Consider the following 15,269-nt stretch of genomic DNA (forward strand, 5'->3'; position numbering starts at 1 on the left):
TGGTGCGCACGGGCCTGAATCGTTTCAGTAACGGTTGACACTACTTAATGTTTCGGGAGTGTCAAGGTTGTCGATCAGGGGGTCAGCTCCGTTACCCGGCTGAAGCTGTTCTGCGCCGCGGTCACGACCACCCGTACCTGGCTGGTTGTCACCGCCCGGTCGAACGCGATCCAACGGTGTACGGCGGTGTTCCCGGTGACCGTCGCCTGAGTCGTCCACTGTGTGCCGTCCCAGGTCTGCACGGTGAAGTCAGTCGGTACGCCGTCGGGATGCGAGCCGAAGCCGACTCCGCCGAGGCTGACCGGGGCGGGCGCGGTGACGGTGAGCGTGTCCGGGTACCGGCTGTCGGTGTCGTCGTTCCAGAACGTCGCCGGATCGCCGTCGATCGCGTTCGCCGGATCGTAGGTGCGGGTCGCCCCGTCGACGACGTTCGGGGCGTGGAAACTGGACGCCGTGGCCGTGCTGCCGGCTGCCCACGTGCCGAAGACGAGCACGTCCACCGTCGTGGAAACGGCCGTGCCGTCGGATGCCCGGACGGTCACGGTCACCGGGTAACTGCCACTGGTCGTACCGGCCGGGGCTGTCAGGCGCAGGCTGACCAGGTCGGCCGTCGGGGCCGGGGTGAGCGGGACGAGAGGCGGGGTGGCCTGCACCGTCCAGCCGGCCGGGACCGCGGCGGTGATCCGCGCGGATCCACCGCCGGTGGAGTGGCCCGAGACGAGCAGGGTGACGTCGCCGGAGCGGCCCGGCTTGATCGGGGCCGGATCGCCGGTCGACGCCACGGTCAGCGCGGTGACCGGCGTTCGTGGCGCGGTGACGCTGAAGGTGTAGTCGCCCGAGCCGACTGTCATCGTCAGCACGTCGTCTCCGGCCGCGCCGACCGTCAGCCCGGGATCGCTGCCGACCGGGCGCCCACCGGCCCACACCACCCGGCCGCTCTCGCGAACTGTCGAGCCGGGGCCGCCGAGCAGGGGCAGCTTGATGGTCGCGGTGGCGCCCACCGGCACGCCCGCTCGGTAGTTCAGCGTGCTGCCCGACCGCTTCCACGAGCTGACGACCCGGCCGCGGACGGTCTCCTGCGACGCCGTCACCCGGGTCAGGTCGCCGACCACGCTGGGCGCCAGGGTGAAGGTGCGCCAGCCGGGCGTACCGGGCTGGATGCCGGCCAGCTGCTGGTAGTACCACTGGCCGATCGAACCGGCCAGGCCGATGTGGTCCTTGGACGAGGTTCCGTCCGGGGCGGACGAGTTGGTCCACTTCTCCCAGATGGTGCCGGGGCCGTTGGCGAGCATGTAGCCGAAGCTCGGGCCGTCGGTGCGCTCGGCGATTGCCAGGGCGACGTCGTTGCGGTGGAACAGCCCGAGCGCCTGGTAGACGAACGTGGTGCCGACGAAACCGGTGGTGACGTGGTTGGCGTGAGCGGCGATGTCCTGGATCAGCTTGGCCAGCATCGCCGGCTGCCGGTCCGGCGCGACGATCCCCAGGGCCAGCGGCATCGCGTACGCGAGCTGGGTGTTGGGCGTCGAGTTTGCGTAGCGTGCGGTGAAGCCGGCCTGGATGGCCGTCGCCAGTGCCGCATAGGAAGCGGCATCCGCGGTGTTGCCGAGGGCGGTCGCCATCTGGCTCAGCAGGCGGCTGTCGAGCAGATAGAACAGGGTCTGGAAGTAGACGTGCGGGGTGCTGACCGTGGCGAGCCAGTCGTCGCCCCACGAGCCGGGCGCGTTCGTCACGACGTGGTCGCTGTCGCTGATCGTGGCGAGGTAGTCGACCCAGGCCTTGACGGCGGCGTAGTTGTCGCGCAGCACGGTCGGGTCGCCGTACTGGGTGTAGCTGTCCCAGACCACCTGCGGGAAGGCCGTGCCCCAGGCCGGGTCGGTGAAGAAGCGGCTGCCCTCGCCCTGGTCCGGCGCCACCGACGGCACGCTGCCGTCGCCGTTGGCGCTGCTACGGATGTCGCCCAGCCACTTGGCGTAGAGCGACTGCAGGTCCAGGTTGGCCAGCGCCTCGGCGTCGGTGTCGCCGGCGTCGCCGAGCCAGCCGCGCTTCTCCCGGGTCGGGCAGTCCAGCGGCATGGTCTGCAGGTCGTTGAGCTGGGTCCGCAGCAGCGCGCCCTGGATCTGGTTGAGCAGCGGATTCGAGGTGCTGAACGAACCGGCGGCCGCCACGTCGCTGTGGATGACGTCGGCGGTGACCGTCGGCGCGGTGCCGGCCGGCAGCCCGGTGACCTCGGCGTAGCGGAAGCCCGCGTAGTTGAGCCGGGGCGTCCAGGTCTGCGCGCCCGAGCCGTCGAACGTGTACTCGTCGCGCTGCCGTCCGGTGTCCGAGTCGGAGAAGCTGATGTTGGTGGTCGACACCCGGCCGTTCGCGTCCAGCAGCTCGCCCTTGGTGATCACCGCCGTGGTCCCGGCCGGCGCCGAGGCCCGCAACCTCACTTGGCCGACGTAGTTCTGCCCGAAGTCGTAGACCCGCACACCGGGGGAGGGCGTGCTGGTGCCAACCGGGGCGAGGGTGCTGATGACCCGGGTCGGCGGCGTGCTGTCCGCCTCGAGCCGGGTCAGGCCGAACGAGCGGGCCGGGTTCGCGCCGTACAGTCCGAGCTCGGCCAGCCGGAAGGTGCAGGACGTGTCGCGGCAGGCCAGCTTGGTGGCGGTCACCCGGACGTAGCGGCCCTGACCGTCGACCGGCAGCGACACCGGCGCGGTGCCGGGGTTGGGCTGGTCGGCGCCGGTGCGGTCGGCGAGCGTGGTCGCCGTACCGAAATCGGGGTCGTCGCTGACCTGGACCCGGTAGCGGACCGGGAAGCCGGCGCCCGGGAAGTCGCCGGCCGGGTCGTTGGTCGGCCGGGCCGGGAACAGGGTCACGGTCTTGAGGCTCTGGCTGCCGCCGAGGTCGACCTGCACCCACTTGGCGGCGTCGGCGGTCGACGCGACGGCCGAGTGGTAGCCCTCGCTCTGATCGGTGGACCGCTCGACGCCGTCCACGAGGGCGGCCCGCGACCAGCCGCAGCAGGCGGTCTCGTCGAGCGCGGTGACCGGCCGCCCGAGCGCCAGGCTGGTCGCCTCCGAGACCGGTGCGTAGACCGGGACCGCCGCCCAGCCGGAGGCGTCGAAGGAGGCGCTGTCCCAGCCCGCGATCTGCTTGCGGGCGTCCCAGCTCTCGCCGTAGTAGAAGTCGTCGCGGGTGACCGGTCCGGCGGCGGTACGCCAGGACCCGTCGCTCCCGATCAGACCCGTCGAGCCGTCCGCGTAGGTGACCGACAGCTGCGCGATGAAGGTCGGCTTGCCGGAGTGCTGGCCCTGACCGGCCATCACGCCGAGGACGTTGGTGCCCCGGTGCAGCTGACCGGTCACGTCGAAGTCGCGGTAGAGCACATGCTTGGCGTAGTCGGTCACGGACGAGTCCAGCACCCGCTTCGCGTCGACCAGCGCGCCGTTGAGGTGCGGCTCGACGAGGCCCTGCGCGCCCAGGTAGAGCCGGGCCCGGACCACGCGCTGGGGGAGCTCGAAGGTGCGGCGGACCTGCGCGCCGTCATTGACCTGAAGCCAGTCGGCCGACCAGTCGTTCACCGACATGGGGCCGGTGTCGAAGCTCTCGGGCCGGGCCCACGGCGAGGCCTGCCCCCGGGTGTTCCAGGTGCGGACGGTCCACCGGTAGGTGTGGTCCGCACGCAGAGCCGGTCCGGCGTAGGCGATCCCGGCCGAGGCGTCCGAGCTCACCCGTCCGGAGTCCCAGACCGGCCGCCGCGCGGCGAGAACATCGAAAACCTTTATTTCGTACGCGGTCTGAGCCTGTCCACGGCCCGAGTCGTGAGGCGCCCAGGACAGCGCCGGGGCGGGGGAGTCGACCAGGGCGTCGGCGGCCTGCCCGGCAACCTTCAAAGTGGATGGTGCCTCGGCCGTACTCCGGCTCGCCGGGACGACACCGATGGCAAGGGAGGCCGCGGTGGTGGCGGCGAGGACGAGCTTCAAGGGGTTACCTCCGCGAGTCGGCTGAAGTTGCCGTTCTGGGCCAGGTCGGCGTCGATCGCGTTGCCCGGGTGCCGGAGCCGGGCCGAGAAGTAGTGCGGCGAGGATGGCGACCGCCCACATCTCAGGCGCCGATCATCGTGACGACGTGGTGGCCCTCGCGTACCTGCATCGTGGTGCCCCGGACTGGTCGGCCGTCGAGCAGAACCACGCCCTTGCCTGGCAGACTCACCGTGCCGGAGGTGCCGCGCGGGGCGTCGACGGTGAGCGTGAACGTCTTCCTGCCGCTGACCCAGCTGACCTTCAGCGGGCCGTGCGGGGTCGGCAACTGGCCGCGGGCCCAGGTGACGCTGCCCGGGTGCGGCCGCACCGACCACGTCGCGAAGCCCGGACCGGTCGGGGTCGCGCCGAGCAGGTCGTTGGTGAGCGCGGGCAGCACCCCGGTCGACCAGCCGTGCGCGGCCGAGGTGTACGGGCCCTCGTACATCGAGCCGTTCGCCCCGATGCCCTCCCAGCTGGTGATGCCCGGGTCGTGGGTGGTCATCCAGCCGTACATCCGCTTGATCTGGTCGATCGCCGAATCCGCCTGCCCGGTCTGGAAGCGGGCCTGGATCTCCGGGTACGAGGTGAAGGCGTAGACCCGCTGCCGCCCGTCGGAGACCAGCGTGTCGTTGTCCATGAAGGAGTTTCCGTACGGCGTGGCCGTGTTCGCCGCCAGATAGCCCAGCGCGCTGGCCGCCCGGGCCGGGTCGGCGACGCCGGTCAGCACCGCGTACCCGTTGCCGTCCTGACCGTGCCGGACCGCCCCGACGGCCGAGTCGAGGTACGCGCCGGCGTTCGCGTCCCAGAGGTGGGCGTTGATCGCGGCGGCGACCGTGCCGGCCCGGGCCGTCCACCGTGCCGCGTCCGCCGGGTGCCCCAGCGCGGTGGCTTCGTTCGCCGCGTTTTCGAGCGCCTGCACGTAGAGGGCGTTGTAGTAGGTGACCTCGCCGGAGCGGCCGAGGAAGGCGTAGTCGCCGTAGCCGTCCGGCCGCGACAGCAGCCCGTTCGCGTCGGTGACCGAGGGATACCAGCCGTCGAGCACCTTCAGCAGGTTCGGGTAGTAGGTGGCGCCGTAGCCGGTGTCGCCGGTGTAGAGGATGTAGTCCCAGCTGCTCGTCACCCAGTAGAGCGGATAGTCGAACAGCGGCAGGGTGTAGTTGTTGATCGAGGCGGGTGGGATCCAGCCGTCCGCGCGCTGGTGGTCGGCCAGGTCGGCGAGCACGTTGCGGGCCGCGCCGCCGAGAGCATGGGTCAGGTAGCCGGTGCGGCCGGAGACGGCGATGTCACCGACGTACGGGTCGCGGTCGCGCTTCGCCCCGTCGGTCAGCACCACCTTGCCGGTAAGGCCCGGCGAATCGGCCCCGCGCGGGTCGATGTCGTCGGACCGGAAGGTGTCGGTGATCAGCTCGTTGGTGTACGAGGCGTCGAACCAGTACTGATTGAGCTGCTGGTCAGAGGACTCGAACCAGCCCTGGTAGCTGGCCGGGGTGCCCAGGTAGGGCGTGAAGTCGAGCGAGATCCCGGCGACCTTGACCACGCCGTACGCCTGGGTGTCGGGGGCGTCGGCGGCGAGCGCGTCCAGGCTGATCTTCAGGTAGCGGAAGCCGTGCAGGCCGTCCGCGCAGACCTTGGTCCCGTCCGCGCAGCCGTGCGCGTCCGTCCACGTGAACGGCTTCGGGCCGACCGCCACCTGGTCGCTGCCTCCGGTGATGCTGTCGCCGTTGTAGGAGCGGCTGAAGTCGGAGACGTCGCCCAGGTACTGGGTGGTCTCGGAGAAGGCGAGCCGCACGCCAGGATTGCCCGTTGAGGCACCCGCGAACCGTACGACCGGGTAGCCGGCGACGACCTTGCCGAAGTCGACGGTCACGCTCGGGACCGGCGGATCGTCCGGGACCAGACCGGGATAGACCTCGTTGACCCGGGTGAAGTCGCCCTTGCCGGAGGACTGGTCGGCGGTGACGGTCAGCCGCACCTGGGTGGTCTCGACCGGGGCGGCGAACGGCACGCGCAGCTGGACGGCGGTGTTGCCGGTGACGGTCGCGGCGCTCTGCCAGGCGCTGCCGTCCCAGGTGTCGACGGTGAAGTCCTTCAGGACGCCGTCGGTGTTGGACAGCACCGTGATGCCGGGTAGATCCACCCCGGCGGGCGTGGTGACGGTCAGCACGTCGGGGTAGGCGCCCAGGGTGTCGTCGTTGAAGAAGGTGTCGGTGTCACCGTCGATCGCGTTGCCGGGCACGTACGTGCGGGGCCGCCCGTCGTTGCCGTTGTTGCCGGCGTGGAAGGACGACGCGGTGGCGGTCGTGCCGGCGGCCCAGCGTGGCCGGGCGGCCGGGGCTTCCCGGGTCAGCGTGGTCACGCCGCGGCCGAGCGTGCCGCCCGGGTTGACGACGGCGCCGGTGGTGGCGAACACCCGGACTGGTTGCACGTGCCGGCCGGCCGGGGCGACCACGTACCGGGCCCAGGATGCCGGGGCGCCGGGCCGGGCGGCCGCCGCGGGCGCCGCGGTGGCGGCGAGGACGGTGAAGACGACCGCGCCGAACGCGGTGGCTGTGCGGATCCGCATGGGAGGACCTGCCCTCTCTGACCGCGGTGGCGCGGCCGTTCACGTCCGGCCGACGGGCCCGGATATTCATGAACGTAGGTGGCAGACGACCCGGTTGCAACGTTTCAGTGTGGCCGCTTCCGGCCATATTGGACCGCCGGCCGCCGCTAGCGCGGGCGGGTCAGGCCCAGGTCGTAGGCGAAGATGACGGCCTGGATGCGGTCGCGGGCGCCGACCTTGGCGAGCACGCGGCCCACGTGCGTCTTGACCGTGGACTCGGAGAGCACCAGCCGCTCGGCGATCTCGCCGTTCGTCCAGCCGTGGCCGATCGCCACCAGGATTTCCCGCTCGCGGTCGGTCAGCGTGTCGAGTCTCGGGTCGGTGGCCGGTTGCCCGTCGGTCTCGCCGCCGCCGAGGTGGTGACCGAACGCGTCGAGCAGTCGTCTGGTCAGCGCGGGCGCGATCACCGCGTCACCGGCGGCGACCGCGCGGATGCCGGCAAGAAGCTCCTCCGGGTACGCGTCCTTGAGCAGGAACCCGCTGGCACCGGCGCGCAGCGCGGCGTGCACGTACTCGTCGAGGTCGAACGTCGTGAGCATGAGGATGTGCGACCGGCCGCCTTCGGCCACGATCCGGCGGGTGGCCTCGATGCCGTCCATGCCGGGCATGCGCACGTCCATCAGGACCACGTCGGGTCTCAGTTCAGTGGCCCGGCGCACCGCTTCGGTGCCGTTCTGGGCCTCGCCGACCACCTCGGTGTCCGGGTGGGTCTCCAGCAGCATTCGGAAGCCGAGGCGTTGCAACGGCTGGTCGTCGACGATCAGCACGGTGATCATGCCGGTTCACCAGGGTCGGCCAGCTGAGGGTCGGCCAGCTGAGGGTCGGCCAGCTGAGGGTCGGCCGGTTGACGGTCGGCCAGTTCGGGGTCGGCGGACTGAGGCCCGGCCGAATCGGGCCCGGCCAGATCGAGCGCGGCCGCCACGAGCCAGCCGCCGCCGGGTTCCGGACCGGCCGTGACCGTCCCGCCGTACATGGCGGCGCGCTCCCGCATGCCGAGGACACCATGGCCTTCCCCGGTTGCCGGTATCGGCCTCCCTCCGGCGGGTGGGCCGGTGTCGCGGACGGTGATCAGCAACCGGGCGCCTTCGGTACGCACCGCCAGGTGGATCCGCGTGTCGGGGCCCGCATGCTTGAGCGCGTTGGTCAACGCCTCCTGCGCGATGCGGTAGGCGGCCATCTGAACCCCGACGTCGAGCGCGTCGAGCGCGCCTCCGCTCTGGTAGTCGACCCGCGGCCCGGCGGCGCGGATGTGGCGGCACAACGCGTCCAGGTCGGCCACGCGTGGCTGGGGGCTGAGGCTGGACTCGTCGGTCCGCTCCCGCAGCACGCCGAGCATGCGGCGCAGCTCGCCGAGGGAGGTGCGGCCGGTTTCCCCGATCAGCCGGAGCGCCTCCTTGCCGCGTTCGGGTGCGGTGTCCGCCGCGAACCGGCCGCCGTCGGCCAGCGTGATGATCACCGAGAGGCTGTGGCCGACGACGTCATGCATCTCGCGCGCGACCCGGGCCCGTTCGGTCGCCGTCGCGAGCCGGCTGCGCTGGTCCCGCTCGATCTCCAGCTGGACAGCCCGTTCCCGCAGGGCGGCGAGCTGGGCGCGGCGGATCCGGATCGCGAAGGCCAGCGCGACAGCCGCCGTGCCGACGCTCGCGAGGAAGAACAACGCGTCCCACACCGGCACCACACCGGACAGCCGTATCACCACCAGGACCACCGCGACGGCGAGCCCCGGCACGGCCCAGGGCACCCGGCGCAACCGGCCGTGCAGGACCAGGCTGTAGACCCCGGCCAGCACCGCCACGTCGGCGCGCATCATGATCCCGGCCGTCCACTCCGCGACGAAGACCGCCAGCACGGTGTAGAACGCGGCCAGCGGGAAACGGCGCCGCCACCACAGCGGCAGTATCAGCGCCGACTGGAGCAGCACCATCTGCACCGGCGGGCGGACGGTGAAGGTGATCGGCCCGTCCGGGCGGTGCCGGCCGGGAAAAAGGTCCGGCGTGGCGAACAGCAGGAAGATCACCAGGACCACGGCCGTGTCCAGCACCCACCGGTGGTCCGCGTCCCATTGCCGCAGGCGCCGGCCGGCCTCGAACAGCCGGCTGGCCACCGGGTGCCCGACCAGCAGACCGACGGCGTTGTCCTCGCTGCTCACCGATCAATCCTCCGTCACCAGGGCGGTGCGGCACCCGGCTCCGCCGGATGCCGCACCGCTCGATGGGTTCCCGCTCGTCAGGCGTCCGAGCGCATCAACCGGTACGCGGCCCCGCCGAGCGCGAGCACCGTCCAGCCGAGCAGCACGAGCAGCCCGGCGCCGACCGACAGTGTCCCGGCGGAGTGATGCAGTGCGAAGACCGACTCGCCCGCGTTGCTGGGCAGGTACGGGGTGAGGTCGGCCCGCCACGACTTCGGCAGCAGTGACATCAGCCCCGGAACCAGCAGGAACGTGCCGACGAGCGCGGAAATGCCGCCCGCGGTCGAGCGCAGCAGGGTGCCGAGCGCGACGCCGATGACCCCGACCAGCCCCAGATAGAGCCCCACGCCGAGCAGCCCGCGCAGGACCCCCGAGTCCGAGAGGCTCATGGCGATCGGGGTGCCGGACAGCACTCCGCTGCTGATCAGGAAGCCGGCGAGTGCGCCGACCACCCCGGCGACGAAGGCCAGCGCCCCGTAGACGGCGGCCTTCGACCAGAGCACCGGCAGCCGGCGCGGAACGGCCGCGAGGGTCGACCGGATCATGCCCGACGAGTATTCGCCGGACGCGGTCAGCACGCCGAGCACGCCCAGTGCGATCAGCGAGAACGGCACCCCGAAAAGCGCCAGGCTGTACGCGGTGGCGTCGGCGAAGTCCGGGTCCATCGGCTGGCTGGAATTGAGCATCGACTTGTAGCGCAGGGCCGCGATGGTGCCGAAGGCGAGCAGGAAGAGCAGCCCGAGCCCGAGGGTGATCCAGGTCGAGCGCAGCGACCACAGTTTGGCCCACTCCGAGCGCAGGACCCGCGGCCCGGTCACTTTCAGGTGAGTATCGGTGGCCCGCGACGGTGCGGTCTCGGCGGGCCGGGTGTCGGCGACAACGCTCATGCCGCCCTCCCCAGCGCGCTCGTCGCGTGGTATTCGACGGACTCCTTGGTGAGTTCCATGAAGGCCTCCTCGAGGGAAACGGTCCGGGGGGTGAGCTCGAACAGCGCGAGACCGTGCGCGGCCGCCTTGAGCCCGATCTCCCGCGCCGGCAAGCCGGTCACGATCAGCTGTTCCGAGCCCGGTTGCCCGGTGATCTCGACGCCCGGGCCGGCGAGCACCCGGCGCAGTTCGGCCGGGTCCCCGGCGGCGACCGTCACGGTGTCACCGCCGGCCTGCTCAACCAGATCCCGTACGGTCGTGTCGGCCAGCACCCGGCCCCGTCCGACGACGATCAGGTGGTCGGCGACCAGCGCTATCTCGCCCATCAGGTGCGACGAGACGAAAACGGTCCGGCCCTCGGCGGCGAGGCCGGTGAGCAGGTTGCGGATCCAGAGCACGCCCTCCGGGTCGAGGCCGTTGACCGGCTCGTCCAGCATCACCGTCTGCGGGTCGCCGAGCAGCGCCGCGGCGGTGCCCAGCCGCTGGCCCATGCCGAGCGAGAAGGCGCCGGCCCGCTTGCGGGCGACCGACCCCAGGCCGGTCAGTTCGATCACCTCGGTGACCCGGGCGCGCGAGATGCCATGGGTGTATGCGAGGGCCATCAGGTGGTCGAACGCGGACCGGCCCGGGTGGATCGACCGGGCCTCGAGCAGCGCGCCGACCTCGTGCAGCGGTGCGGAGTGCTGGGCGTAGCGCCGGCCGTTCACGGTCACCGACCCGGACGTCGGCGCGTCCAACCCGATGATCATCCGCATGGTGGTGGACTTGCCGGCGCCGTTCGGCCCCAGGAAACCGGTGACCGCGCCCGGCCGTACGGTGAAGTCCACGCCGTCGACGGCGGTCTTCTCGCCGTACCGCTTGGTCAGTTGTCGTGCCTCGATCATCGTTCCCCCTCGGGACCCGTACGCCGGTGTCCCGACGTCCTCGAGGCAAACGCTAGGTCCGCACGGGCGGCGATCCGTCGTACCGCGGTCGGATCTTCGTACCCCGCCGTGGTACCGCGGTACCACTCGAAAGCTGGTTACCGCTGGTTCTACCGATCGTCGGCCGTGACTACGGTACGTAACTGCGGGCAACGCTGTCGTAGCTGCTGCTCGAATCGCCGGCCGAGCGTGAGCCGGGCGGCGGGGCAGCCGTGACAGGCGCCCTCGAGGCGTACGGTGACGACTCCGTCGTGGACGCCGATCAGCTCGATGTGGCCGCCGTGCGAGGCGGCGAAACGACCCAGATCACCGTCGAGCAGGCGCTGGGCGGTCGTCCGCAGCGACTCGTCACTCGTGCCCGCGGAACCGGCGGCGGGCACCCAGCCGTCCCGGTCGGCCAGGGCGCCGTGCAGTGCCGTGCGGACCCGTGCCCCGTCCCGGGTCCAGTCGCCGCCCGGACCGAGCGTGGTCTGGACGGCCGCCGGCTCGAGGCGTACCTCAGCAAGCGTGCCGTCCGCGAGAAGCGCGGCCAACGGCGGCGGTACGGCGGCCGCCGGGCCGGCGAAAGCCGGCACGCCGAGCGGGGTGATCCAGCGCAACCGCTCGGGGTGGCCGGGACAGGCCTGCGGGTGGAGGGGAATCATCGCGGTCACCGGCCGCCGAGCAGTCCGACCAGCGTGTGGGCGAGGTACGCCATGATCCACGCCAGCCCGGTCAGATAGCCGAACGCGATCGCCGGCCACTTCCACCCGCCGGTCTCCCGCCGCATGATGCCGACGGTGGCCATGCACTGCAGTGCGTAGGCGAAGTAGACCAGCAGCGCGGCAACCGTGGCCGGGGTGAACAGCCGGCTGCCGTCGGCGCGGGTCATCGCCTTCAGCGCCTGGGCCGGCTGGTCCGGGTTTTCCGCCGCGGCGACCTGGCCCAGGGTCGCGACGAACGTTTCGCGCGCCGACTGGGCCGAGAGGACGCCGATGTTGATCCGCCAGTCGAAGCCGAGCGGCTCGAACACCGGGGAGACGAAGCGGCCCAGGTCGGCGGCGTAGCTGTGATCGGCCTGGTACGCCGAGACCGCGGCGTTGTCACGGGGGTCGACGCCGTGGGCGCGCAGGCCGGCGTCCGAATGCAGAGGCAGGTTGAGCAGCAGCCAGAGCGCGACTGTGGTGAGGGTGATGATGGTGGAGCACTTGCGGACGAACGATCTCGCCGAGTCCCACACCGCGAGCAGCACGCTGCGCGGCGACGGGAGTCGATAGGGCGGCATCTCCATGTAGAACGGCATCATCAGGCCGCGGCGGTTGCCGATCTTCTTGAAGACCCAGGCGGCGGTCATCGCCGAGAGCGCGCCGAGCAGATACATGCCGAACATCACCAGGCCCTGCGCCGGTATCGGGCCGACCCGCGCCGACGGCTCCACCAGAAGGCCGATCAGCAGCACGTACACCGGTAGCCGGGCCGAGCAGGTCATCAGCGGCGCGGCCATCATGGTGGCCAGCCGGTCCTTGGCCGACGGCAGCGTGCGGGTGGCCATGATGCCGGGGATCGCGCAGGCGAACGAGGACAGCAGCGCGACGAACGCGCGTCCCTCCAGCCCGGCCCGGGCCATTACCCGGTCCATCAGGAACGCGGCCCGCGACATGTAGCCGACGCTCTCCAGCAGGGCGATGAGCAGGAACAGGAGCATGATCTGGGGGACGAAGGCGAGCACGCTGCCGACCCCGCCGATCAGCGCCTGGCCCAGCAGGTCGGCGACCCACCGGTTGCCGATGTGCGCGGTGACCTCGCCGGACAGCCAGCCGAAGAAGGTCGCCACCCAGCCCTGGATCGGCGCCGCCAGTACGAAGATCGTCTGGAAGAACAGCATCATCACGGCCAGGAAGACGACGGTTCCCCACACCGGGTGCAGCAGCACCGCGTCGACCCGCTGGGTGATCCGGTGCCGGCCGGCCGGACGGTACGCCGCGAACGCGAGCACCGAATCCGTCCAGGCGTCCACCTCGGCCGGGTCACTGGGCGGCGGCAGCGGCGGCACCGGCCAGGACGACCACCCGGCGAGGCGCTCGCGCAGATCGTCGATGCCGTGTCCCCGGTTGCCGACGACCCGCAGCACCGGCACGCCCAGTGCCTGCTCGAAAGCCTCCAGATCGAGATGGCCCTGCCGGGCGGACAACTCGTCGGTGAAGGTCACCGCGACGCAGGTGGGCAGCCGGCGGGCGAGTACCTGGGTGAGGAAGCGCATCGAACGGCGAAGCGTGGTGGCGTCCACGACGACCAGGAGCGCGTCGGGTGCCCGTTCGCCCTCGACCCGCCCGTCCAGGACATCGACCAGGATCTGCTCGTCGGGGCTGATCGGCTCGAGGCTGTACGTTCCGGGCAGGTCCTCGATCACCAACTGCAGCGCGCCGGCCCGAGCCCGGCCGACGTATCGGGAAACCGTGACGCCCGGGTAGTTGCCGGTCTTGGCGTGCAGGCCGGTGAGCGCGTTGAAGATGCTGGTCTTACCCGCGTTCGGGCTGCCGACCAGGGCGATGTGCGGCTCGCTGGTCCGGACCGCCCCCGCTTCGCCGTCCTCGTAGCACGCGGCCGACATCAGTCGACCACGCGCACGAGCACGCACCCGGCCTGAGCCCGCCGCAGGCACACCTCGTAGTCGCGCAACCGGTAGATCATCGGGTCACGCAACGGCGCCCGGCGCACCACCTCGATCAAGGTGCCGGGGGTGAAGCCGAGATCGGTCAGGCGACGGGCGGTCGCCTGCGACGTACCGCTGGACACCGCCGCCACGCTCGCCCGGCTGGCCGGCGCCAGGTCGCACAGCGGCACGACGTCGCCGGGCGCCGGGGCGCTGACCGCCGGACGGCGCGACAACAGCTGAAGTCTTCGAGGCACCCGCCCACCATAAGGTGAGGCTACCTTTAGTTGCCAGCTTCTGAGCCGAGAATCTCTTACGCCTTGTAGGTGCGCAGGCTGGTCAGGAATCCCTGGCCGGGCACGGCGTGCCGCGGTCGAGCGTGTAGCGGGCCTCGATGGTGTAGCTGCCGGCATCCGGAGCGGACAGCTCGGTCCAGTCGCCGTTACGGCTGAGGCAGGCGCGCGGGCTGGTGTCGTCGTCGATGTCGTTGATGGCCAGCCATGGTGACCACTCGATCCGCACCAGTGCCGACCCGGGCCGGGGCAGATGGACGGTGAGGGCGGCCGGCCCGGCGTAGGTGACCGTGGCGGGCAGCGAGGCGAGGGGATCTGAGCCCTCCACCCGGTAGATCTGCCAGTTGGCATCGCGCCACACCCGGTACAGCCACGGTTGTTCCTCGGTGATGATGCGCGCCTCGGCGATGCCGCCGCTGTCCAGCTCGGCCGTGGGCAGTACGACGTAGCCGACGCTCCAGTTGCGCAACCAGGCCCGGTAGGAGGCCGCGGTCAGGGTGTCGTCGTAGAAGAGGGGATTGCGCTGTACGTCGGCCTGCCGGTTCCAGCCGCGGGCGAGGTCGAGGTCGGGCGCTATGCCGGAGGCTTCCCAGTGGGTGCGCAGCGGTACGACTTCGACCCGACCCTGCTCCGCATGCAGCTGGTGCAGCTCGGCGAGCAGTGGCTTGGCGTCGGCGATGGCTGCATTGGCCGGCGTGGTCCTGATGAGGTCGGCGACCGGCTGGGCCGCCGTCCAGGCGGCAAGCGCGGCGGCGGCCACGTACGTCACGATCGTCCGGCGGCCGCGCGGCTCGCCGGCCCGGGCGGCGCAGATCAGAATTATGCAGCTGCCCAGCAGGGCGAGCCGCTCGACGTTGCTGCCGATCGGCGTTGGCAGTGCCCAGCACAGAGCGACGCCGAGGGCGTACACCCAGGCCCCGACCCGTACGGTTCGCCACGCGGGTGGCGTGAGCCGGGCGACGGCGATCGCGGCAGCCGCCGTCACCAGAGCTGAATACCAGGGGAACGGCTGCACCCCGGAGAAGGGGAACAGCAGCGAGGTCACCCCGATGACGACCGGTGGACCCGCTGCGAGCAGGTAGGCGTGCCGGCGTCGCCCGACGATGAACAGCGCCGCGGCCAGGACCTCGATGAACAGACCGGCGACCGGGCTGCACAGGGTGGCCACGGTGCCGGCCGTCGCCATGATCAGAGGCCGCGGCCGGTGCCGTCCGATCCCTTCCATGGCGTAGTACGCGGCCATCAGCGCGAAGGTCATGCCGAGCAGGTACGTGACCCGTCCGGCGGCGAGGTTGCACCAAACGGCCACCGACAGGCCGATGGCGGGCACCAGCGGCCGGCGGATACCGGACTTTTCCAGCAGCAGCCCGCCGAGAACGGCGCTGCCGGTGCAGGCCAGCACGCCGGTGGTGCGTACGCCGAGCCAGGCCATCAGGTACGGCGAGAGAACGCTGTAGGAGGCCGGGTGGATGCCGCCGTACCAGGACAGGTTGTAGGCCGATCCGGGGTGGTGGCGTACGAAGTTGGTCCAGGCGTACTGGGCAGCGAGGTCGCCGGCATTGCGGGCCAGCCACAGCCCCCAGGCCAGGCTCAGCGCGACGGCGACCAGTCCCGCCACGACGGCCGGTCGGCCGGGCCGGCGCGGAACGGCGAAAGGGAGCCCATTGACGCGGGCCAACAGTGTCATAGGGCTAGATG

10 protein-coding genes are annotated in these 15,269 nt (G+C 71.4%); all 10 read right to left on the reverse strand.

Annotation, left to right across the window (positions count from 1 at the left end):
- Window positions 1-74: 74 nt before the first annotated feature.
- The 10 genes from ACIA5C_RS37840 to ACIA5C_RS37885 all read right to left on the reverse strand — a co-directional run bounded on the left by ACIA5C_RS37840 (window position 75) and on the right by ACIA5C_RS37885 (window position 15,258).
- Entirely contained in the window at window positions 75-3,968 is a 3,894-nt protein-coding gene (locus ACIA5C_RS37840; RefSeq protein WP_396063854.1) for a family 78 glycoside hydrolase catalytic domain, read from the reverse strand.
- 121 nt (window positions 3,969-4,089) lie between these two features.
- Complete coding sequence (locus tag ACIA5C_RS37845; protein ID WP_396063856.1) at window positions 4,090-6,570, reverse strand: alpha-L-rhamnosidase C-terminal domain-containing protein; 2,481 nt, start codon at window positions 6,568-6,570, stop codon at window positions 4,090-4,092.
- Window positions 6,571-6,716: 146 nt separating this feature from the next.
- Window positions 6,717-7,385 carry a response regulator gene (locus tag ACIA5C_RS37850; RefSeq protein ID WP_396063858.1) on the reverse strand — a complete coding sequence of 223 codons (669 nt, stop codon included), beginning with the start codon at window positions 7,383-7,385 and terminating at the stop codon, window positions 6,717-6,719.
- Window positions 7,382-8,758 carry a histidine kinase gene (locus ACIA5C_RS37855; protein ID WP_396063860.1) on the reverse strand — a complete coding sequence of 459 codons (1,377 nt, stop codon included), beginning with the start codon at window positions 8,756-8,758 and terminating at the stop codon, window positions 7,382-7,384. Before ACIA5C_RS37855 ends, ACIA5C_RS37850 begins: the two co-directional genes overlap by 4 nt.
- A gap of 77 nt (window positions 8,759-8,835) precedes the next feature.
- Window positions 8,836-9,684, reverse strand: a complete 849-nt coding sequence (locus ACIA5C_RS37860) for an ABC transporter permease (protein WP_396063862.1) — start codon at window positions 9,682-9,684, stop codon at window positions 8,836-8,838.
- A complete protein-coding gene (locus tag ACIA5C_RS37865) occupies window positions 9,681-10,607 on the reverse strand; it encodes an ATP-binding cassette domain-containing protein (RefSeq protein WP_396063864.1) in 927 nt (308 codons plus the stop codon). The genes ACIA5C_RS37860 and ACIA5C_RS37865 overlap by 4 nt, the downstream gene beginning before the upstream one ends.
- Before the next feature lie 149 nt (window positions 10,608-10,756).
- Complete coding sequence (locus ACIA5C_RS37870) at window positions 10,757-11,290, reverse strand: NifU family protein (protein ID WP_396063866.1); 534 nt, start codon at window positions 11,288-11,290, stop codon at window positions 10,757-10,759.
- A 5-nt stretch (window positions 11,291-11,295) separates the two neighbouring features.
- Complete coding sequence (locus tag ACIA5C_RS37875; RefSeq protein ID WP_396063868.1) at window positions 11,296-13,236, reverse strand: ferrous iron transporter B; 1,941 nt, start codon at window positions 13,234-13,236, stop codon at window positions 11,296-11,298.
- Window positions 13,236-13,535 (reverse strand): ferrous iron transport protein A, encoded by a 300-nt coding sequence (locus ACIA5C_RS37880; protein ID WP_396063870.1) that lies wholly within the window; start codon window positions 13,533-13,535, stop codon window positions 13,236-13,238. The genes ACIA5C_RS37875 and ACIA5C_RS37880 overlap by 1 nt, the downstream gene beginning before the upstream one ends.
- A gap of 82 nt (window positions 13,536-13,617) precedes the next feature.
- Entirely contained in the window at window positions 13,618-15,258 is a 1,641-nt protein-coding gene (locus ACIA5C_RS37885; RefSeq protein ID WP_396063872.1) for an MFS transporter, read from the reverse strand.
- Between the last annotated feature and the right edge of the window lie 11 nt (window positions 15,259-15,269).

Origin of the sequence: Actinoplanes sp. NPDC051343, from assembly GCF_044455125.1 — a bacterium.
GTDB lineage: Bacteria > Actinomycetota > Actinomycetes > Mycobacteriales > Micromonosporaceae > Actinoplanes.